An 18,551-nucleotide genomic window follows, 5' to 3' on the forward strand; every position below is an offset into this window, starting at 1 on the left:
AGAAGATGTATTAAAATGGGTGCAAGAAAAAGATTAAGAGCAAATCAGAATAAAGAAGCCAAAAAAGAGAAGGCTTTTGCAATTCTTCGCGATTGTCCTACATCTCCTCAAAAAATGAGATTGGTGGCAGACTTGATCCGCGGAGTAGATGTACAGAAAGCTTTGGATATGCTTAAATTTTGTCCTAAAGAAGCTGCTCGTAGAGTTGAAAAGTTGTTGCTTTCAGCAATTGCTAACTGGGAACAAAAGAACGAGGGCAAACGTGTTGACGAAGCGTCCTTGTTCGTGCAGGAAATTTTCGTTGACGGTGCAGGTATGTTGAAAAGACTTAGACCGGCTCCGCAAGGAAGAGCACACCGGATTCGTAAACGTTCAAATCACGTGACAATTGTGTTGGGAAGCAAGACAGCTGTTGAAAACATTACAAAAGAATAGTTAGCATGGGACAGAAAGTTAATCCAATAAGCAATAGATTAGGAATCATCAGAGGATGGGATTCTAACTGGTTTGGCGGTAAAAACTATGGCGATAAATTGGTGGAAGATTACAAGATCAGAAAGTATCTGAACGCCCGTCTCGCTAAAGCAGGTATCGCTAAGATTGTTATCGAGAGAACCCTGAAGCTAATCACGATCACGATCAATACCGCTCGTCCGGGTATCATCATTGGTAAAGGCGGACAAGAGGTTGATAAGTTGAAAGAGGAGCTGAAGAAGATCACCGATAAGGAAGTTCAAATTAATATCTTCGAGATCAAACGTCCCGAGTTGGATGCCGTGATCGTGGGTAATAATATAGCTCGTCAGCTGGAAGGTCGTGTGGCTTACCGTAGAGCAATCAAGATGGCTATCGCTTCTACCATGAGAATGGGAGCAGAAGGTATCAAGATCTTGATTTCCGGTCGTTTGAACGGTGCTGAAATGGCAAGAGCCGAAATCTACAAAGAAGGTAGAATTCCATTGCACACGTTCCGTGCTGATATTGATTACGCTCAGGCCGAGGCATTGACGACTTATGGCCAGCTGGGTATCAAAGTTTGGATCTGCAAGGGTGAAGTTTACGGAAAACGTGAGCTGGTTCCGAATGCATTGGTTGGCGCTCAGAAAGAGAACAACAACCGTCCGAACAATGCCGGCAAAAAAGGCGGTTTCAAAAAGAGAAAAAAGTAGTCTTTTAACTTTTAAATAGATCAAGAGCTATGTTACAGCCAAAAAGGACTAAATACAGAAGATCGCAGAAAGGGAGAATGAGAGGGAATGCCCAGAGAGGACATGAACTTGCATTTGGATCTTTCGGGATCAAGGCGTTGGAGAACATGTGGATCGAACAACGCCAGATTGAAGCAGCCCGTGTTGCAGTAACTCGTTACATGCAAAGACAGGGTCAGATATGGATTCGTATATTTCCAGATAAACCTATTACTAAGAAACCCGCTGAGGTTCGTATGGGTAAGGGTAAGGGATCTCCAGAAGGATTCGTTGCTCCTGTTACTCCGGGTCGTATTCTTTTCGAAGCAGATGGAGTACCGTATGCAATCGCTAAAGAGGCTTTGCGCCTGGCAGCACAAAAGCTACCCATCGCTACTAAGTTCGTGGTTAGACGTGATTACACTGAGTAGTCGTGAGACTATTTTGAATTTCGAAACGAAAAATTGTAAGAGAAATGAAAACATCAGAAATTAAGGATTTAACCACCGATGAGATAAGAGAAAAGATCGAGACAGAAAAAGCTGCCTTGACCAAGATGAAGATGAACCATGCTGTTTCTCCTCTTGAGAATCCGATGTTAATCCGGACGACAAGAAGAAACATCGCTAGATTGATGACGGAGTTACGCAAACGTGAATTAAATAAGTAGTAGAAAAATGGAAAGAAATCTTAGAAAAGAGCGTACCGGTCTTGTGGTAAGCAACAAGATGGACAAATCTATCACGGTTGCCGTTCATTTTAAGGAGAAGCACCCGATTTACGGGAAGTTCGTCAACAAGACCAAGAAGTTCACTGCTCACGATGAGAAAAATGAATGTAACATCGGGGATACAGTGAGAATTATGGAGACCCGTCCTTTGAGTAAAACCAAGAGATGGAGATTAGTTGAAATCATTGAAAGAGCTAAGTAATCATGATACAACAAGAAAGTAGATTGACCGTAGCCGACAACAGCGGCGCTAGAGAAGTGCTTTGTATCCGTGTTCTTGGTGGTACCAAGAAAAGATATGCACGCGTAGGCGATAAAATTGTTGTTGCCGTGAAGAACGCCATCCCGAACGGTGAAGTAAAAAAAGGTTCAGTTAGTAAGGCTGTGGTAGTTCGTGTAAGTAAAGAGTACAGACGTCCGGACGGATCTTATATCCGCTTTGATGACAATGCTTGCGTGTTATTGAATAACGCAGGTGAAATGAGAGGAACTCGTATCTTCGGACCTGTTGCCAGAGAAGTTCGTGAGGGTTATACCAAGATTGTGTCATTAGCCCCCGAGGTACTTTAAGATTTTAGATTTATGATTTTGGATTGTAGATGAATAATCGAATTTCTTGAATCATAGATCGTAAATCATAAATCATAAATAATTTATACGATGAGCAAGAAGTTTCATATAAAGAAAGGTGACTTAGTTCAAGTAAATGCAGGAGAAGATAGAGGGAAGCAGGGGAAAGTACTTGAAATGATTCCGGACAAGCAAAGAGCGATTGTTGAGGGTATCAACCTGGTAAGCAAACATACCAAACCCAATGCAGCTCACCCGCAAGGAGGAATTATCAAGAAAGAAGCTCCGATTCACATTTCTAACTTGAACGTGGTTGATCCGGTTACAGGAAAACCGACGAAGGTTGGACGTAGACGGAATGCCGAAGGAAAATTAGTGAGATACGCTAAGAAATCCGGACAGGAATTGAAATAGTAAAATAAATAATTGCAGGTTGTCTTAGAGCAACTTGCAATTATTGATTTAAATTTGTAGCTTTGCAGCCGCAAATTAATGTAATATGCCGTGAGGCATGATAAACAAATAATTATAAATGAAATACGTACCAAATTACAAAACAAAGTATAACGAAGAAATTGTACCGACTTTGATGAAGGAGTTCGGATACAAGTCAGTTATGCAGGCACCCAGATTGGAGAAGATAGTAATCAATCAGGGCGTGGGATCATCCATCCAGGATAAGAAGATCCTTGAGTTTTCAATGAACGAGATTGCAGCCATCACTGGTCAGAAGCCCGTTGCTTGTAAATCTACCAAGGACGTTTCTAATTTTAAATTACGTAAAGGGATGCCGATTGGTGTTAGAGTAACCTTGCGTAAAGATCGTATGTATGAATTTTTAGAAAGACTTATTGTTTCCGCGCTTCCGCGTATCCGCGATTTCAAAGGGATCAACAATAAGCTTGATGGAAGAGGAAATTACACATTAGGAATAGAAGAGCAGATCATTTTCCCGGAAATCGTGTTGGACAGTGTTCACAAGATCATGGGTATGAATGTAACGTTTGTAACTTCGGCTAATACCGACGAAGAGGCTTTTGCTCTTCTAAGAGAATTTGGATTACCATTTAAAAAGAACTAAAAAAAAGCGAAATGGCAAAAGAATCAATGAAGGCCCGTGAGGTAAAGCGTGCAAAATTGGTAGAAAAGTACGCCGCAAAACGAGCTAAATTAAAAGAGGAAGGAGACTATATTGGATTAAGCCTTCTGCCTAAGAATTCAAGTCGCGTTCGTTTGCATAACAGATGCAAATTGACGGGAAGACCGAGAGGGTACATGAGACAATTTGGTATAAGCAGAATTCAATTCCGCGAAATGGCATCTGCCGGACTTATACCTGGAGTTAAAAAGGCTAGTTGGTAATATTTAAAATTTGAAGAGATGACAGATCCAATAGCAGATTTCCTGACTCGTATTAGGAACGCAGTAAAAGCAGGTCATAAAGTTGTGGATATCCCCGGGTCAAAAATGAAACGGGAAATGACCAAAATTTTGAAAGAAAAAGGATATATCCTGAATTATAAATTCGAGCAAGATGGTGTTAGAAGCAACATTAAAATTGCTTTGAAATATCATCCTGAAACGAAGGCTCCCGCCATTAGGACATTGACACGTGTTTCAAAACCGGGTCTGAGACGTTACACGAATGTAGAGGACATGCCTCGCGTGTTGAACGGATTAGGTATCGCGATTTTGTCAACGTCATTAGGCGTAATGTCTGATAAAGAAGCTCGCCAAAAGAATGTTGGTGGAGAAGTATTGTGTTATGTTTATTAATAAAAAGGGCGGAAAATGTCACGAATAGGAAAATTACCAATAGATATACCACAAGGGGTTACAGTTACTGTAAATCCTGATAACACGGTCGTAGTTAAAGGTCCGAAGGGCGAACTTTCTCAGGACGTACACGGAGATATGATCGTGAAAGTGGAAGGAGCTCACGTTATTGTAGAGCGTCCGTCAGAAGATAAAGCTCATAAAGCCATGCACGGTTTGTATCGTGCCTTGATTCATAACATGGTTGTAGGTGTTTCTGAAGGTTACACGATCAAACAAGAGTTAGTCGGAGTAGGTTACAGAGCAAATGCTGAAGGTCAAGTTCTTGAATTGGGATTAGGTTATTCACACGGAATTTTCATGGTGTTACCGAATGAAGTGAAAGTAAGTGTGCTTAATGAGAAACGTGCTAACCCGATTATCACGCTGGAAAGTTGCGATAAGCAATTGATCGGTCAGGTAGCGGCTAAGATTCGTTCATTCCGTAAACCGGAACCGTATAAAGGTAAAGGTATTAAATTTGTGGGTGAAGTTCTTCGTCGTAAAGCTGGTAAATCAGCTAAAGTTTAATCACCTGTAAAAAAGTAATGTTATGGCTTTAACTAAGGTAGAAAGAAGAATAAGAATAAAGAGAAGAATACGTAAAGTAATCTTCGGAACAGCTGAGAGACCCCGTTTGTCCGTATTCCGTTCAAACACGCAAATCTCTGCTCAGTTGATTGATGATAACGCCAGAAAAACTCTGGTATCAGCATCTTCTTTATGCAAAGAGATTGCTGAAAAGAAATGTAACAAGACAGAACAGGCTCAATTATTGGGCGCCATGCTTGCTGAAAAGGCAAAAGCAGCCGGGATTACCGCTGTTGTGTTTGACAGAAACGGGTATTTATATCACGGAAGAGTGAAAGCATTAGCAGATGCAGCTCGTAACGGTGGTCTTAATTTTTAAAAGTAGGCAAGAATGGAACAGAAGATTAATAGTGCAGACTTGGAATTGAAAGACAGATTGGTGGCTATCAACCGTGTAACGAAAGTTACCAAGGGAGGTAGAACCTTCAGTTTCTCTGCTATCGTGGTTGTAGGCGACGAAAACGGTATCGTGGGTTACGGGTTAGGTAAAGCTAACGAGGTAACTACCGCTATTGCAAAAGGCGTTGAAGCTGCGAAGAAAAACTTGATTAAAGTACCTGTATTGAAAGGAACTCTTCCTCACGAGCAAGAAGCTAAATATAGTGGTGCAACTGTGTTTATGCGTCCCGCTTCTTCCGGTACCGGGCTGGTAGCCGGAGGTGCTATGCGTGCCGTGTTGGAAAGTGCAGGAGTGAAAGATGTGTTGGCAAAATCTAAAGGATCATCTAACCCTCACAACTTGGTAAAAGCTACTTTCGCTGCTTTGAAGTTATTGAGAGATCCTCGTACAATTGCTCAACAAAGAGGAATTAGTCTTGACAAAGTGTTTAACGGATAAACTGGAATAACGATGGCAAAGATTAAAATTACATTGGTAAGAAGTAGAATTGGTAGTGATAAACGTCAAATTGCTACTTTGAACGCACTGGGCCTCGGGAAAGTGAACAGCAGTGTTGAACACGAGACTTCACCTCAAATCATGGGAATGGTTGCTAAAGTGCAACATCTCGTGCGTGTGGAGGAAGTAAAGTAATTGTTAAACCTATTTTAAAGAGTATACAATGGATTTAAGTAGCTTAAAACCGGCTGCCAGATCAACTCACAGAGAAAAGAGAATTGGTCGTGGTCAAGGTTCCGGAAAAGGAGGTACTTCTACAAGAGGGCATAAAGGAGCCAAATCAAGATCAGGTTATAAATCTAAGATTGGTTTTGAAGGAGGACAGATGCCTTTGCAGAGACGTGTACCGAAATTTGGCTTTAAAAATATAAACAGAGTAGAATATAAAGCTATCAATGTAGGGATGCTTCAGGATCTGGCAGAAAGAGATAATCTTACCGTGATCGATAGAGATGTATTAGTTCAAGCCGGGTTAATGTCTAAGAACGATCTTCTTAAGGTATTAGGTGACGGAGCGTTAACTGCTAAGCTTGAGGTGAAAGCTAATGCTTTTTCCGCTAAAGCGGTAGCCGCTATCGAGGCTGTTGGCGGAACAGTAGTTAAATTGTAAGATTAAAAATTTGGGAGTTTAAAGTTGTTTTTAAAATAGAATTACTATTTTTGAAGCAACTTTAACAAAATCCCAAATTAATGCCTTAAAAGAAAGAACTTATGAAGTTATTTGATACATTAAAGAACATTTGGAAAATAGAAGAGCTCAAGACTAGGATTCTAACTACGCTTGGGCTTATTCTCGTTTACAGGTTGGGAACAGAGATCGTACTGCCGGGTATCGACCCTCATGGTTTGCAGGCTCTGAAAGATCAGACATCCAGCGGAGTATTAGGCTTGTTGGATATGTTCTCAGGAGGTGCTTTCTCGAACGCGTCGGTATTTGCGTTAGGTATTATGCCCTACATCTCCGCATCCATCGTTGTGCAGTTATTGGGAATTGCGGTTCCTTATTTTCAGCGCTTACAGAAGGAAGGTGAGAGCGGTAGACGTAAGATTAACCAGATTACGCGGTACCTCACATTAGTTATCCTGGTATTACAAGGTTCGGCGTATCTTACAAACTTGAAAGCTCAGGTACCGGCAGAGGCTTTTGTATCTACTGGTTTTTGGCAATTCCAGCTCCCTTCTATCGTGATCATGGCTGCAGGTTCAATGTTTGTCTTGTGGTTGGGAGAGAGAATTACCGATAAGGGAATCGGTAACGGTGTGTCTATCATCATCATGATTGGTATCATCGCTCGTTTGCCGTTCGCTTTCATTGCAGAGTTAACTTCCAGAGTTTCTCAACAAGGAGGAGGTTTGGTAGCATTTTTGATCGAGTTGATTATATTATTCTTGGTATTCTGCGGATCAATCTTGCTTGTACAAGGAACCCGTAAGGTGCCCGTACAGTATGCCAAGAGAATTGTGGGTAACAAACAATACGGAGGTGTTCGTCAATACATTCCATTGAAGATCAATGCAGCCGGGGTTATGCCTATCATCTTCGCTCAGGCTATCATGTTATTACCTGTTTCTTTGATAAACTATGCAAATTCGGAGTCATTATCCGGTTTTGCTGCAGCGTTTTCAAATTTCACGGGATTCTGGTATAATTTCACGTTCTTTATCATGATTGTCGCGTTTACTTACTTCTACACGGCAATTACGGTGAATCCGATGCAAATGTCTGAGGATATGAAGAAGAATGGTGGATTTATTCCAGGAGTAAAACCGGGAAGGAAAACGATGGAGTTCCTCGATACTATTATGTCTAGAATCACACTTCCTGGATCTATATTCTTGGGAATTGTAGCAATTCTTCCGGCTTTCGCCCAAATATCGGGTGTTAACCACCAGTTTGCTCAGTTCTATGGAGGTACGTCTTTGTTGATTTTGGTTGGTGTAGTGTTAGATACATTGCAACAAATCGAATCTCACTTGTTGATGCGTCATTATGACGGGTTGATGAAATCGGGACGTATTAAAGGTAAAAATCCTGGAGGACCTGCTGCATATTAAGAAAAATAATTGTACTTTTGCGGCATGATTTTTTTAAAGACACAGGAGGAGATTGAGCTATTGCGGGAAAGCAACCAATTAGTAGGAAAGACTCTGGGTGAGGTGTCTAAACACATTCGCCCAGGTATTTCAACTTTAGAGTTGGATAAGATCGCTGAGGATTTTATTCGTTCGAATGGAGGCATTCCCGGATTTCTCGGGTATGGAGGGTTCCCGAATACGCTTTGTATTTCAGTGAATGACGAAGTGGTTCATGGAATTCCGTCCTCTCGTCGTTTAGAGGAAGGTGATGTCGTATCCGTTGATTGCGGGGTTGTGAAGAATGGTTTTTATGGGGATAGCGCCTATACTTTTGCTGTCGGGGAGATTAGTGATGAAGTGAAAAAGCTTTTGCAAGTAACAAAAGATAGCTTGTATAAAGGGATAGAACAGGCTGTTGCGGGAATGCGAATAGGAGATATTGGTTATGCTGTACAGTCGTATGCCGAGGCGAACGGATTTTCTGTTGTCAGAGAGCTAGTCGGACATGGTGTGGGAAAGAACTTGCACGAAGAGCCTCAGGTACCGAATTACGGACGGAGAGGACTAGGGTGCAAGTTGAAGATCGGAATGGTGATTGCTATTGAACCTATGATTAACATGGGAGCCCGTAACGTTTTCCAAATGGCAGACGGATGGACGATAAAGACAAGAGATCATTTGCCCGCAGCACATTTCGAGCATACGTTGGCTATCAGAAAAGGAGAAGCTGATATTTTGTCAACATTTGAATATATAGAAGACAGGAAATTGTAAAAATTGAATTATGGCGAAGCAGCCTTCGATAGAGCAAGATGGAGTAATAACGGAAGCATTGTCAAATGCTATGTTTCGTGTTGAACTGGAAAACGGGCATATTATTACAGCCCACATTTCGGGAAAGATGCGAATGCACTATATAAAGATACTTCCGGGAGATAGAGTGAGAGTGGATATGTCCCCTTACGATCTCACGAAAGGTAGGATAACATTTAGATATAAAAATTAAATTGTTGAGCAATGAAGGTAAGAGCATCTGTTAAGAAGCGTAGTGCTGATTGCAAGATTGTAAGAAGAAAAGGCGTTTTGTACGTCATTTGCAAAAAGAACCCGAAGTTTAAACAACGTCAGGGTTGATTATTAATTTAGTAAAAAGAGTAAAAAAGATTTATGGCAAGAATCGTTGGTGTAGATTTGCCCTCAAACAAGAGAGGGGAGATAGCTCTGACCTATATCTTCGGTATAGGTAGAAGTAGTGCCAGGACCATATTAGAAAAGGCCGGCATCGATTTTGACACTAAGGTGAAGGATTGGAATGACGATCAACTAGCTGCTGTACGTAATGTCATCAATGGTGGGTACAAAGTAGAAGGAGAGTTGAGAACTTCTGTCCAAATGAACATTAAGCGACTGATGGATATTGGTTGCTACAGAGGAATCAGACATCGTATTGGTCTTCCGGTAAGAGGCCAAAGTACGAAGAACAATGCCCGTACGAGAAAGGGTAAAAAGAAAACTGTTGCTAATAAGAAGAAAGCAACTAAATAATTGATTAGAGATTGAATTATGGCAAAGAAGTCTACATCAAACAAGAAACGGCTAGTTAAAGTTGAAGCCGTGGGACAAGCACACGTTCATTCCTCTTTTAATAACATCATTATCTCGTTGACTAATTCAAACGGACAAGTAATCTCTTGGTCATCGGCAGGTAAGATGGGATTTAGAGGATCAAAGAAAAACACCCCTTACGCAGCTCAAACGGCAGCTACCGATTGTGGTAAAGTTGCTTTCGATTTGGGAATGAGAAAAGTTAAGGTATATGTCAAAGGACCGGGTAACGGTAGAGAATCTGCAATCCGTGCTATCCACGCTTGCGGAATCGAAGTTGCCGAGATCATTGATGTTACACCACTTCCGCACAATGGATGTCGTCCTCCAAAACGGAGAAGAGTGTAATGTAATTTTAAATTGTAAATTGTAAATTGTAAAATTTGAGATTCGAACGATTTTAAGAATCGCGACAATTTAAAATTTAAAATCTAAAATTTAAAATCTAAATAAGATGGCTAGATATACAGGACCTAAGTCTAAGATAGCAAGAAAATTTGGTGAGCCCATTTTTGGACCGGATAAGGCGTTAGAACATCGTAATTACCCTCCCGGACAACACGGTATTGCTCATCGTAGAAAGAAAATCTCTGAGTACGGTACTCAGTTGAAAGAAAAACAAAAAGCAAAATATACTTACGGTTTGTTGGAAAGACAATTCCGTATCTTATTCGAGAAAGCTGAAAGTAGTAAGGGAGTAACCGGTGAGGTATTGCTTCAATTGTTGGAATGTCGTTTGGATAACGTGGTTTATCGTTTAGGAATTGCTCCTACCCGTGCGGCTGCCCGTCAGTTTGTTTCTCACAGACACATCACTATTAACGGTCACGTATGTAATATCCCTTCATGTCACGTTCGTCCGGGAGATGTTGTTGCTGTAAGAGAAAAATCTAAGGCACTGGAAGTGATTAACGAATCATTGAGAGGTAATAGAAGTAGCAGATACTCTTGGTTGGAGTGGGATGCTACGGCTATGAGTGGTAAACTACTTAATGTTCCGGAAAGAGCAGATATTCCTGAGAGCATAAAAGAGCAGTTAATCGTAGAGTTGTATTCTAAGTAGTAAAATAAAAATATATATGGCAATATTAGCTTTCCAGAAACCGGACAAAGTAATCATGCTTGAATCAACGGACAAATTCGGTAAATTCGAATTCCGCCCGTTGGAGCCAGGTTACGGCATCACTATTGGTAATCCACTACGCAGAATCTTGTTGTCTTCTTTGGAAGGCTTTGCGATTACCGGTATTAAAATTCAAGGTGTAGATCATGAGTTTGCGACAATCCCTGGCGTCATTGAAGATGTTACAGAGATTATCTTGAACTTGAAACAGGTTCGGTTGAAAAGAAAAGTGGAGGACGTGGAGAATGAAAAGTTGACCGTTACCGTTTCTGGACAAGAGACGTTTACTGCCGGTGATATGAATCAGTTCCTGAAAGGGTTTGAGGTTTTGAACCCGGAATTGGTAATTTGCAACATGGATACTTCCACGCACCTAGAAATGGAATTGACCATTCAAAAAGGACGCGGTTATGTTCCTGCTTCAGAGAATATGCCTGCAGATGCTGAGATTGGTGTAATTCCTATTGATGCTATTTACACGCCGATTAAAAACGTGAAATACGAGATTGAGAATTACCGTGTAGAAGGAAAAACTGACTATGAACGTTTGGTTTTTGACATCGAGACCGATGGTTCTATCAATCCCACCGATGCCTTGAAAGAGGCTGCTAAGATCTTGATTCATCACTTCATGTTGTTCTCTGATGAGAAAATTACTCTTGAAACGGAGGATAAATATGGAAACGAAGAGTTTGATGAAGAGGTGTTGCATATGCGTCAGTTGTTGAAGACAAAACTCGTGGACATGGATCTTTCCGTGCGTGCGTTGAATTGTTTGAAGTCAGCTGAGGTTGAAACTCTGGGTGAGCTTGTTCAATTTAATAAGAATGATTTGTTGAAGTTCAGAAACTTCGGTAAAAAATCTTTGACTGAGTTGGAAGCCCTTCTGGAGAACAATAACCTTGAATTCGGTATGGATGTTGCCAAGTATAAATTAGACAAAGAATAAGTAAAATGAGACATAATAAGAAAATTAACCATTTAGGTAGAACTAGTTCTCACAGACATGCTCTACTTTCTAATATGGCTTGTTCTTTGATTCTTCACAAGAGAATCCAAACGACACTAGCTAAAGCTAAGGCCCTTAAGGTCTATGTTGAGCCGCTTTTGACAAAAGCCAAAAATGACACGACACACTCTAGAAGAACCGTCTTCTCTTACCTTCGTCGCAAAGAAGTTGTTGCTGAAATGTTCGGTGATGTTGCACAGAAAATCGCTAATCGTCCGGGAGGATATACCCGTATATTGAAATTGGGTAACCGTTTGGGTGATAATGCAGAGATGTGTATAATTGAGTTGGTGGATTATAACACGACTTATACTGAAGTGAAGAAAGAAGAGGCTAAGAAAACGACTCGTCGTAGAAGACCTTCTGCTAAAAAAGAGGCTACTCCTGCTGCTACTGAGGAAGCTCAAGTGGTTGAGACTCCTGCTACAGAAGAAGCGCCGAAAGCTGAATAAAGTATTATTCCAGATAAAAAATAACCCCGGACAATTCCGGGGTTATTTTTTATCCGGTGTTTTAAGGTTAAAATTCTTCTATTATATTGTTCATCCCTTCCGAGGTGCGTTGTTGCTTTTGTTTGGAGGCTTTCATATTTCCAAAATTGTAGCTTAGCGTGAAACGAAAAACTCCGCCTTTTCTCCAACTATCGCTATCTTGTTTGAATCCGTTGCCAGAAGTAATGCTGTGCCAATTACGTGAATTTAAAATGTCTTGTACGCTTATGCTAAGGTTGATTTTTCGGTCGAAAAAAAACTTCCGAGCTCCTAAATCTAAGCGATAATTTGCTTCCCGGTGTCCTTGGGCAATGATCTGTTTGGAGTTGTAGCTTCCGGTAGCTTGTAGCGAGATTGCATGCGGTAGTATGGCGTTAGCGATGATTTTACCTGTCCAGGAGAAGTTATCATCCCGTTCTCCCGTAACCGGAGCGTCTGCGTCTGCCGGAAGGTAAGAAAAGCCTTCCAGTTCATTATAATAGAAATTAAGGGTTGTTGTAAAATCTAGGAATTTCAACAGTTTATTTTTTGCCACAATCTCGGCTCCGGCAGAAGAGGATTGCGTGATGTTAGCCGATGTACTTTTCATGACATCCCCTTCCCGATAGCGAATGCGTTGAATCACGTTGTCCGTGTTCCGGTAATAGGTGGAAACGGATAGCGTATGTTTTTCCCAAGTCTTGATGTAATTCAACTCGAAAGAATTGGAATATTCCGGGGAGAGGTAAGGATTACCGAACGAGATATTAAGTGAATCGGTCATGTCCATGAAAGGGTTCAATTGCCAGCCTCTAGGACGTGAAATTCGTCGGGTGTAGTTAACTTGTATTTCATGATTTTGGGGTAGACTATATGATAAAAACAAACTGGGAAATAAACTGAAATAGTTGTCTTTATACGGGTGGGCCGTGGCCTCGGTTCTTTCGTACCCTAGTGATTTGGTTTCCGTGTCCGTGTATTCTCCCCGTAAGCCCAGCTGCAATCCAAAGCTATTCACTTTCGTGGAGAACGTGACGTACAAGGCTTGAATATTTCGGTTATAAGAGTATTTGTTATATAATAACTCATCAAAGACGGCAGTTGTTTCCGTTTCACCGGAATAGGTTTCTACGGGGCTTTTCTGGCGACTGAGCGTGCCTTTGTAGCCTGTCTCTAACTTACTTTCTTCCGAGAATTGATTCACGTAGTCTGCTTGAAATTCCCAGCTTTGGGAACGGTTGTCGCTTTCCTGTTTCTGCCAGGAAGAAATTTCTTTGTTCTGCTGGTAGAGAGAATGTTGTTTATATGTACTGGTTCCGTCAGAAACCCATAAATCCCAGGAAGCACGGGCTATTATATTGCTTTTCTCACTGAATTCGTGTTTGTAGTCGAGATTGACATTACCTCCTTTCGAGGAGTTGTCTGAATTGCTGATCCGTTCACTGCTGGAGAATGAGCCGGGAACATCGCTTTCGTAACGGATGGTGTTGTTGGAATTCCGGTTTCCAAAATGTCCGAATCCTTCAATTCCTATATGATCGGTTTGAGTGAGGTGAAAGGTTAAGCCGACCCCGGTAAAGAGAGCCCCCCCTTTCCGATCGCGCCTGCCATTCTGGTTCAGGTAAGAGACAGGATTACCTTGGTCATCTAGGTTGATGCGGTCGGAGTAATCCTTGCTTCCTGATTTTCTTTGGCGATACCCGATATTAAGGTAAGATTCAATCTTACCGCTGCTATAGTTGATGCTGCCACTGGTATTGTATCCTCCCAAAATGTCGGCCCCAATTTGGAAACTCCCATAATATCCGGCTTTTCGGTTTTTCTTCAGGATAATATTGATGATTCCTGAAGTGCCTTCCGGACTGAATTTAGCCGATGGATTTGTGATCAATTCGATGCGTTCGATGCTTTCAGCAGGAATTTGCTCTAGGATTTGGGCTTGGTTGTCTGCAGATAAGCCTGATGCTTTGCCGTTGATCCAGATGGTTACGCTTGAGTTACCCCGTAAGGAGATTTCTCCCTCGTTGTCTACTTCTATGGAGGGTATATTTTCAAGCAGTTCGCTGGCTGATCCTCCGGCTTGAGAAATATTGGATTCTACGTCAAAGACTTTTTTGTCAATTTCGAATCTCATTTGAGCTCGTTGTCCAACAACTTTTATCTCGTCAATCACTTGGTTGTCTTCTTCCAAAAGGATGTTTTTCACATTCACGTTTCTTGCTGTTGGAGAGATCGTGAATTCTTTTTCCACGGATTTGTAACCGATAAATGAGGCGGAGAGAATGTAAGTTCCGTTCTTCACTCTGTTAATACGGAAAACTCCAGTTGAATCGCTAACGGTTCCTGTTAATGGTTTTTGAGTTTCTATGGCTCGGATACTCACGTTGACAAACTCTAAGGGTTTCTTCGTTTTAGCATCTATAATTTTTCCCTTGACGCTTCCTGTTTGGGCAAAGGTCGATAGGGTAAATAACATGAAGAGGATAGCTAAAACAGCTTCTTTTACTCTATTCATATACACTTTATACACAATTGAACATTCCGTTGAAGAATAGTTTGTTTTGATTTCAAACCAATTCTTTGCCCTATTAAGACAAATCTTACCGGAGAAAGTTTATTGTAAAATCAAAGTTTATGACTAGGAACTTTGCAAACTTTATAAACCAAATCATGTGACTTTTTCAATTGTTTTACGTATCTTAGTCACAACAATTTATTTACGAACTTTTAAAGTTAAAGGGAATGTATATTACAGAAGTTATTGGAAGAGAAGTGTTGGATTCGAGAGGAAATCCAACGGTAGAAGTAGATGTTATTCTGGAATGTGGGGCGATGGGCCGAGCTGCGGTACCGTCTGGAGCGTCCACGGGAGAGCATGAAGCATTGGAATTGCGTGATGGAGATAAGAAAAGATATGGTGGCAAGGGGGTAACCAAAGCCGTGAATAATGTAAATACGGTGATTGCCGATGCCTTGTTGGGAATGAACGTGACAGACCAAGTGGGGATTGATCGTATTTTATTGGAATTGGATGGTACGCCAACCAAGAGTAATTTAGGAGCTAATGCATTGTTGGGAGTTTCTTTGGCTTGTGCGAAGGCTGCTGCTAACGCATTGGAAATGCCGTTGTATCGTTACATTGGTGGTGTAAACGCAAAAGTGCTACCGGTGCCAATGATGAATATTATTAACGGAGGATCTCATTCCGATGCTCCGATTGCTTTTCAGGAGTTTATGATTCGCCCGGTTGGAGCTGAATCTTTCCGAGAGGCATTGCGTATGGGTGCGGAGGTTTTCCATAGTTTGAAGAAAGTTCTTCACGATCGAGGCTTGAGTACGGCTGTGGGGGACGAGGGTGGTTTTGCTCCTGCCTTGAAGGGGACGGAAGATGCATTGGAATCTATTATTAAAGCTATTGAGACTGCCGGATATAAGGCTGGAGAGGATGTGATGATAGGGTTGGATTGTGCTTCTTCTGAATTTTATAAGGATGGAATTTACGATTATTCTAAATTTGAAGGAGCGACAGGAGCAAAGCGTTCTTCTGCCGAGCAGGTCGCTTATTTGGAAGAATTGATTTCTCGCTATCCAATTGATTCTATCGAGGATGGTATGAGTGAGAATGATTGGGAAGGTTGGCAATTACTGACCCAACGTATAGGGAATCGTTGTCAATTAGTAGGTGATGATTTGTTCGTGACGAATGTACAATATTTGAAGAAAGGTATTGAAATGGGATGTGCTAATTCTATTTTGATTAAAGTAAATCAGATTGGTACGTTAACCGAAACGCTGGATGCGATTGATATGGCTCACCGTGCCGGTTACACGTCAGTAACTTCTCATCGTTCTGGGGAGACGGAAGATGCAACTATTGCGGATATTGCAGTCGCAACTAATTCCGGACAAATTAAGACAGGGTCATTAAGCCGTTCTGACCGAATGGCAAAATACAACCAATTACTTCGGATTGAAGAAGAATTAGGTGATAATGCCCAGTTTTATGGACGGAAGTTTTGCAAGTAATTAAGTTATTCATAAAATGCAAAGACTCTTATGGCATAGCTGTAGGAGTCTTTCCTTTTAGAGATAGGTAATATGCTTGATTTGTAGTACATTTATGGTTGTTTGTCTGAAATGCAAATCATTCTTTTTCTTGTTCTTTTTTGGGTTTACCCTCTACGATCATGACGATCTCTCCTTTTACCCCGTTTTCGGTGTAATGATCAATTAGTTCTTTTAATGTACCCCGTTGGAAGTCTTCGAAAAGTTTACTGATCTCGCGAGCTACGCAGGCATGGCGGTTTTCCCCGAAGAATTCAGCCATTTGTTCGAGGGCTTTTACTAAGCGGAATGGTGATTCGTAAAATATCATCGTGCGTTCCTCTTCAGCGAGGGCTATGAGTTTCTTTTGGCGGCCTTTTTTTTGTGGTAGAAATCCCTCAAAACAAAAACGATCACAGGGTAGGCCTGAGTTGACGAGAGCCGGAACAAATGCTGTGGCTCCAGGTAAACATTCTGTTTCTATTCCTTGCTCGATGCAGGTACGTACAAGTAGAAATCCCGGGTCGGAGATTCCCGGTGTTCCGGCATCACTGATTAAGGCTATGTCTTCACCTTGAGCAATGCGCTCTGTAATACGACTTACTTGCTGGTGTTCATTGAATTTATGGTGTGAGAGCAAGGGCGTGTTAATCTCGTAATGTTTTAATAGTTTTGCAGAGGTTCGGGTATCTTCGGCAAGTACAAGAGGTACTTCTTTTAGTATGCGAAGTGCTCTCAGCGTAATGTCTTCAAGATTACCGACTGGAGTTGGAATCAGATATAATTTAGCCATAATAATTGATAATTGAAAGTGAATTTCGATCTTCAATAGGTTACAGGGGCAAAGGTAGGGAATAAAATATTTACATGTATGAGGTGGGAGAATTTTATTTGTTAACACGAAAGGTGTCGTATTGTATTTATTTACAAATGATTGATGCAACATTCACGGCCAAATTGCCAAAGATGTGAAAAAAAAATCACGTTTTCTTTGGTTGGAATGAAATTTGCCGTATATTTGCAACCGCTAAAGCAAAAGATGGTCCGTTCGTCTAGGGGCTAGGACGCAAGATTCTCATTCTTGTAACACGGGTTCGATTCCCGTACGGACTACTAAGGCAAAGAGCAAGATATTAACGATGGTCCGTTCGTCTAGGGGTTAGGACGCAAGATTTTCATTCTTGTAACACGAGTTCGATTCTCGTACGGACTACCGAGATTTTAGTGGGTTTTATGGTCCGTTCGTCTAGGGGTTAGGACGCAAGATTTTCATTCTTGTAACACGAGTTCGATTCTCGTACGGACTACAAAGTTGAATTAAATTAATTTGTAGAGATGGCAAATCATCAATCATCAGAAAAAAGAATAAGGCAGACTGAAAAAAGAAGATTACACAATCGTTATTATGCAAAGACTGCTAGAAATGCCGTTAGAAAGCTACGTGCAATGACTGAGAAGGAGACTGCAGCAGATTTATTGCCGAAGGTTTCGGCTATGTTGGATAAATTAGCAAAAAAACATATTATCCACAAGAACAAAGCAGCTAACTTAAAGTCTAGCTTGGCTTTACATGTGAATAAATTGTAATTTTACTATTTTAAGATATTGAGGTAACAGACAGAATGTTTGTTACCTCTATTTCTATGTGTCGCTGGATCTTGAGAAATTGTTTCTCGAGATTTTTTTTATTGTAAAAAAATAGCTATATTGCCAGCAATAAAGAAAAAATATGGCTGAAAATTATATCCCGATTTCCTCGTGGGCGGAAGACGACAAGCCTCGGGAAAAGATGTTGTCGAAAGGTGTTGCTACACTTTCAACAAATGAGTTACTCGCAATTTTAATCCGTTCGGGGTGTGGAGGGGAATCTGCCTTGGATTTGTCTCGTCGGATATTGTTAGATCTTAGTAATGATTTGAATACGTTGGCTCGTCTTTCTGTTTTGGATTTTACGAATCGTTACAAAGGAGTAGGGATGGCAAAGGCTGCTTCGATCGTTGCTGCAATGGAATTAGGGCGCCGCCGGGCGTTGTCTGCGGTAAGGGAAGAGCCATCCGTGGCAACTAGCCGGGATTTGTATGATTATCTCCAACCATTAATTGGGGATCTGGATCATGAAGAGTTTTGGGTAGTGGCCCTGTCTAGTGCTTGCCGGATTAAGTCATGTGATCGTTTGTTTTCGGGGGGAATTGAAAGCACGATTATTGATATTCGTATGATATTCAGGAGGGTGCTGGAATCAAAAGCATGTTCTATTGTGATCGCTCACAACCATCCTAGCGGCAATAACCGTCCGAGTTCTCATGATATTACTTTGACGAAGAAAGTGCAGGAGGCAGGACGGGTGTTGGATATCATGATACTGGATCATATTATCGTTTGCCCTGATCGGTATTACAGTTTTGCGGATAATGGAATGCTTTAATCCTATTA

The 18,551-nt window shown here is 41.2% G+C and carries 29 protein-coding genes and 3 tRNA genes; 30 read left to right on the forward strand and 2 right to left on the reverse strand.

The window, feature by feature from the left end; translation table 11 throughout:
• Positions 1 to 15: 15 nt before the first annotated feature.
• From rplV to rplQ, 24 genes are all read left to right on the forward strand, one after another.
• Complete coding sequence (rplV, locus tag D8S85_RS14775) at positions 16 to 435, forward strand: 50S ribosomal protein L22 (RefSeq protein WP_027201670.1); 420 nt, start codon at positions 16 to 18, stop codon at positions 433 to 435.
• 5 nt (positions 436 to 440) lie between these two features.
• Entirely contained in the window at positions 441 to 1,169 is a 729-nt protein-coding gene (gene rpsC / locus D8S85_RS14780) for a 30S ribosomal protein S3 (protein ID WP_027201669.1), read from the forward strand.
• Positions 1,170 to 1,198: 29 nt separating this feature from the next.
• Positions 1,199 to 1,618 (forward strand): 50S ribosomal protein L16, encoded by a 420-nt coding sequence (rplP, locus tag D8S85_RS14785; RefSeq protein WP_027201668.1) that lies wholly within the window; start codon positions 1,199 to 1,201, stop codon positions 1,616 to 1,618.
• A gap of 44 nt (positions 1,619 to 1,662) precedes the next feature.
• Positions 1,663 to 1,857, forward strand: coding sequence for a 50S ribosomal protein L29 (gene rpmC / locus D8S85_RS14790; protein WP_106481357.1), 195 nt, complete (start codon positions 1,663 to 1,665; stop codon positions 1,855 to 1,857).
• A gap of 7 nt (positions 1,858 to 1,864) precedes the next feature.
• On the forward strand, positions 1,865 to 2,119 hold the full coding sequence (gene rpsQ / locus D8S85_RS14795; RefSeq protein WP_027201666.1) for a 30S ribosomal protein S17: 255 nt from the start codon (positions 1,865 to 1,867) through the stop codon (positions 2,117 to 2,119).
• A gap of 2 nt (positions 2,120 to 2,121) precedes the next feature.
• A complete protein-coding gene (gene rplN, locus D8S85_RS14800; RefSeq protein WP_027201665.1) occupies positions 2,122 to 2,487 on the forward strand; it encodes a 50S ribosomal protein L14 in 366 nt (121 codons plus the stop codon).
• Positions 2,488 to 2,577: 90 nt separating this feature from the next.
• Entirely contained in the window at positions 2,578 to 2,901 is a 324-nt protein-coding gene (gene rplX, locus D8S85_RS14805) for a 50S ribosomal protein L24 (RefSeq protein ID WP_106481358.1), read from the forward strand.
• 118 nt (positions 2,902 to 3,019) lie between these two features.
• Positions 3,020 to 3,568 carry a 50S ribosomal protein L5 gene (gene rplE, locus D8S85_RS14810; protein ID WP_106481359.1) on the forward strand — a complete coding sequence of 183 codons (549 nt, stop codon included), beginning with the start codon at positions 3,020 to 3,022 and terminating at the stop codon, positions 3,566 to 3,568.
• Positions 3,569 to 3,579: 11 nt separating this feature from the next.
• Positions 3,580 to 3,849 (forward strand): 30S ribosomal protein S14, encoded by a 270-nt coding sequence (gene rpsN / locus D8S85_RS14815; protein ID WP_027201662.1) that lies wholly within the window; start codon positions 3,580 to 3,582, stop codon positions 3,847 to 3,849.
• An 18-nt stretch (positions 3,850 to 3,867) separates the two neighbouring features.
• On the forward strand, positions 3,868 to 4,263 hold the full coding sequence (gene rpsH / locus D8S85_RS14820; RefSeq protein WP_018337672.1) for a 30S ribosomal protein S8: 396 nt from the start codon (positions 3,868 to 3,870) through the stop codon (positions 4,261 to 4,263).
• A 15-nt stretch (positions 4,264 to 4,278) separates the two neighbouring features.
• Positions 4,279 to 4,833: a 50S ribosomal protein L6 gene (rplF, locus tag D8S85_RS14825; protein ID WP_027201661.1), complete on the forward strand. Its 555-nt coding sequence runs from the start codon at positions 4,279 to 4,281 to the stop codon at positions 4,831 to 4,833.
• 22 nt (positions 4,834 to 4,855) lie between these two features.
• Positions 4,856 to 5,212, forward strand: coding sequence for a 50S ribosomal protein L18 (rplR, locus tag D8S85_RS14830; protein WP_106481360.1), 357 nt, complete (start codon positions 4,856 to 4,858; stop codon positions 5,210 to 5,212).
• A 12-nt stretch (positions 5,213 to 5,224) separates the two neighbouring features.
• Positions 5,225 to 5,731 carry a 30S ribosomal protein S5 gene (gene rpsE / locus D8S85_RS14835; protein ID WP_106481361.1) on the forward strand — a complete coding sequence of 169 codons (507 nt, stop codon included), beginning with the start codon at positions 5,225 to 5,227 and terminating at the stop codon, positions 5,729 to 5,731.
• A gap of 12 nt (positions 5,732 to 5,743) precedes the next feature.
• Positions 5,744 to 5,926, forward strand: a complete 183-nt coding sequence (gene rpmD, locus D8S85_RS14840) for a 50S ribosomal protein L30 (RefSeq protein ID WP_087421402.1) — start codon at positions 5,744 to 5,746, stop codon at positions 5,924 to 5,926.
• A 28-nt stretch (positions 5,927 to 5,954) separates the two neighbouring features.
• Positions 5,955 to 6,401, forward strand: a complete 447-nt coding sequence (rplO, locus tag D8S85_RS14845) for a 50S ribosomal protein L15 (RefSeq protein WP_106481362.1) — start codon at positions 5,955 to 5,957, stop codon at positions 6,399 to 6,401.
• A gap of 101 nt (positions 6,402 to 6,502) precedes the next feature.
• Positions 6,503 to 7,846, forward strand: coding sequence for a preprotein translocase subunit SecY (gene secY / locus D8S85_RS14850; protein WP_106481363.1), 1,344 nt, complete (start codon positions 6,503 to 6,505; stop codon positions 7,844 to 7,846).
• A 24-nt stretch (positions 7,847 to 7,870) separates the two neighbouring features.
• On the forward strand, positions 7,871 to 8,641 hold the full coding sequence (gene map, locus D8S85_RS14855; protein WP_106481364.1) for a type I methionyl aminopeptidase: 771 nt from the start codon (positions 7,871 to 7,873) through the stop codon (positions 8,639 to 8,641).
• A 10-nt stretch (positions 8,642 to 8,651) separates the two neighbouring features.
• Positions 8,652 to 8,873 carry a translation initiation factor IF-1 gene (gene infA, locus D8S85_RS14860; RefSeq protein WP_009137817.1) on the forward strand — a complete coding sequence of 74 codons (222 nt, stop codon included), beginning with the start codon at positions 8,652 to 8,654 and terminating at the stop codon, positions 8,871 to 8,873.
• An 11-nt stretch (positions 8,874 to 8,884) separates the two neighbouring features.
• Positions 8,885 to 9,001 (forward strand): type B 50S ribosomal protein L36, encoded by a 117-nt coding sequence (gene ykgO / locus D8S85_RS14865; protein WP_072025884.1) that lies wholly within the window; start codon positions 8,885 to 8,887, stop codon positions 8,999 to 9,001.
• A 33-nt stretch (positions 9,002 to 9,034) separates the two neighbouring features.
• A complete protein-coding gene (gene rpsM / locus D8S85_RS14870) occupies positions 9,035 to 9,412 on the forward strand; it encodes a 30S ribosomal protein S13 (protein WP_027201654.1) in 378 nt (125 codons plus the stop codon).
• An 18-nt stretch (positions 9,413 to 9,430) separates the two neighbouring features.
• Positions 9,431 to 9,820, forward strand: a complete 390-nt coding sequence (rpsK, locus tag D8S85_RS14875; protein WP_041503054.1) for a 30S ribosomal protein S11 — start codon at positions 9,431 to 9,433, stop codon at positions 9,818 to 9,820.
• Positions 9,821 to 9,926: 106 nt separating this feature from the next.
• Positions 9,927 to 10,535, forward strand: a complete 609-nt coding sequence (gene rpsD / locus D8S85_RS14880; RefSeq protein WP_106481366.1) for a 30S ribosomal protein S4 — start codon at positions 9,927 to 9,929, stop codon at positions 10,533 to 10,535.
• Positions 10,536 to 10,551: 16 nt separating this feature from the next.
• On the forward strand, positions 10,552 to 11,544 hold the full coding sequence (locus tag D8S85_RS14885) for a DNA-directed RNA polymerase subunit alpha (RefSeq protein WP_127075332.1): 993 nt from the start codon (positions 10,552 to 10,554) through the stop codon (positions 11,542 to 11,544).
• 5 nt (positions 11,545 to 11,549) lie between these two features.
• Positions 11,550 to 12,056 (forward strand): 50S ribosomal protein L17, encoded by a 507-nt coding sequence (rplQ, locus tag D8S85_RS14890; protein WP_106481368.1) that lies wholly within the window; start codon positions 11,550 to 11,552, stop codon positions 12,054 to 12,056.
• Between the two features lie 67 nt (positions 12,057 to 12,123).
• Here rplQ and D8S85_RS14895 read toward each other — a convergent pair whose 3' ends face one another.
• The gene (locus tag D8S85_RS14895; RefSeq protein ID WP_127075334.1) at positions 12,124 to 14,589 is read right to left on the reverse strand and encodes an outer membrane beta-barrel family protein; all 2,466 of its coding nucleotides are present in this window, start codon (positions 14,587 to 14,589) and stop codon (positions 12,124 to 12,126) included.
• A gap of 227 nt (positions 14,590 to 14,816) precedes the next feature.
• Between D8S85_RS14895 and eno the strand changes: the two genes are divergently transcribed.
• A complete protein-coding gene (gene eno / locus D8S85_RS14900; protein ID WP_106481369.1) occupies positions 14,817 to 16,100 on the forward strand; it encodes a phosphopyruvate hydratase in 1,284 nt (427 codons plus the stop codon).
• 118 nt (positions 16,101 to 16,218) lie between these two features.
• Here the strand turns inward: eno and rsmI are convergent, their stop codons facing one another.
• Entirely contained in the window at positions 16,219 to 16,911 is a 693-nt protein-coding gene (gene rsmI, locus D8S85_RS14905; protein ID WP_106481370.1) for a 16S rRNA (cytidine(1402)-2'-O)-methyltransferase, read from the reverse strand.
• Between the two features lie 248 nt (positions 16,912 to 17,159).
• Here rsmI and D8S85_RS14910 point away from each other — a divergent pair.
• The 5 genes from D8S85_RS14910 to radC all read left to right on the forward strand — a co-directional run bounded on the left by D8S85_RS14910 (position 17,160) and on the right by radC (position 18,543).
• Positions 17,160 to 17,231 (forward strand) — tRNA-Glu (locus D8S85_RS14910).
• Between the two features lie 28 nt (positions 17,232 to 17,259).
• Positions 17,260 to 17,331 (forward strand) — tRNA-Glu (locus D8S85_RS14915).
• Between the two features lie 22 nt (positions 17,332 to 17,353).
• A tRNA-Glu gene (locus D8S85_RS14920) sits at positions 17,354 to 17,425 on the forward strand.
• A 28-nt stretch (positions 17,426 to 17,453) separates the two neighbouring features.
• Positions 17,454 to 17,705 (forward strand): 30S ribosomal protein S20, encoded by a 252-nt coding sequence (gene rpsT / locus D8S85_RS14925; protein WP_027201645.1) that lies wholly within the window; start codon positions 17,454 to 17,456, stop codon positions 17,703 to 17,705.
• A gap of 142 nt (positions 17,706 to 17,847) precedes the next feature.
• The gene (radC, locus tag D8S85_RS14930; RefSeq protein WP_106481371.1) at positions 17,848 to 18,543 is read left to right on the forward strand and encodes a RadC family protein; all 696 of its coding nucleotides are present in this window, start codon (positions 17,848 to 17,850) and stop codon (positions 18,541 to 18,543) included.
• Positions 18,544 to 18,551: the final 8 nt, after the last annotated feature.

It is taken from the genome of Butyricimonas faecalis (genome assembly GCF_003991565.1).
In the GTDB taxonomy this organism is placed as follows: domain Bacteria; phylum Bacteroidota; class Bacteroidia; order Bacteroidales; family Marinifilaceae; genus Butyricimonas; species Butyricimonas faecalis.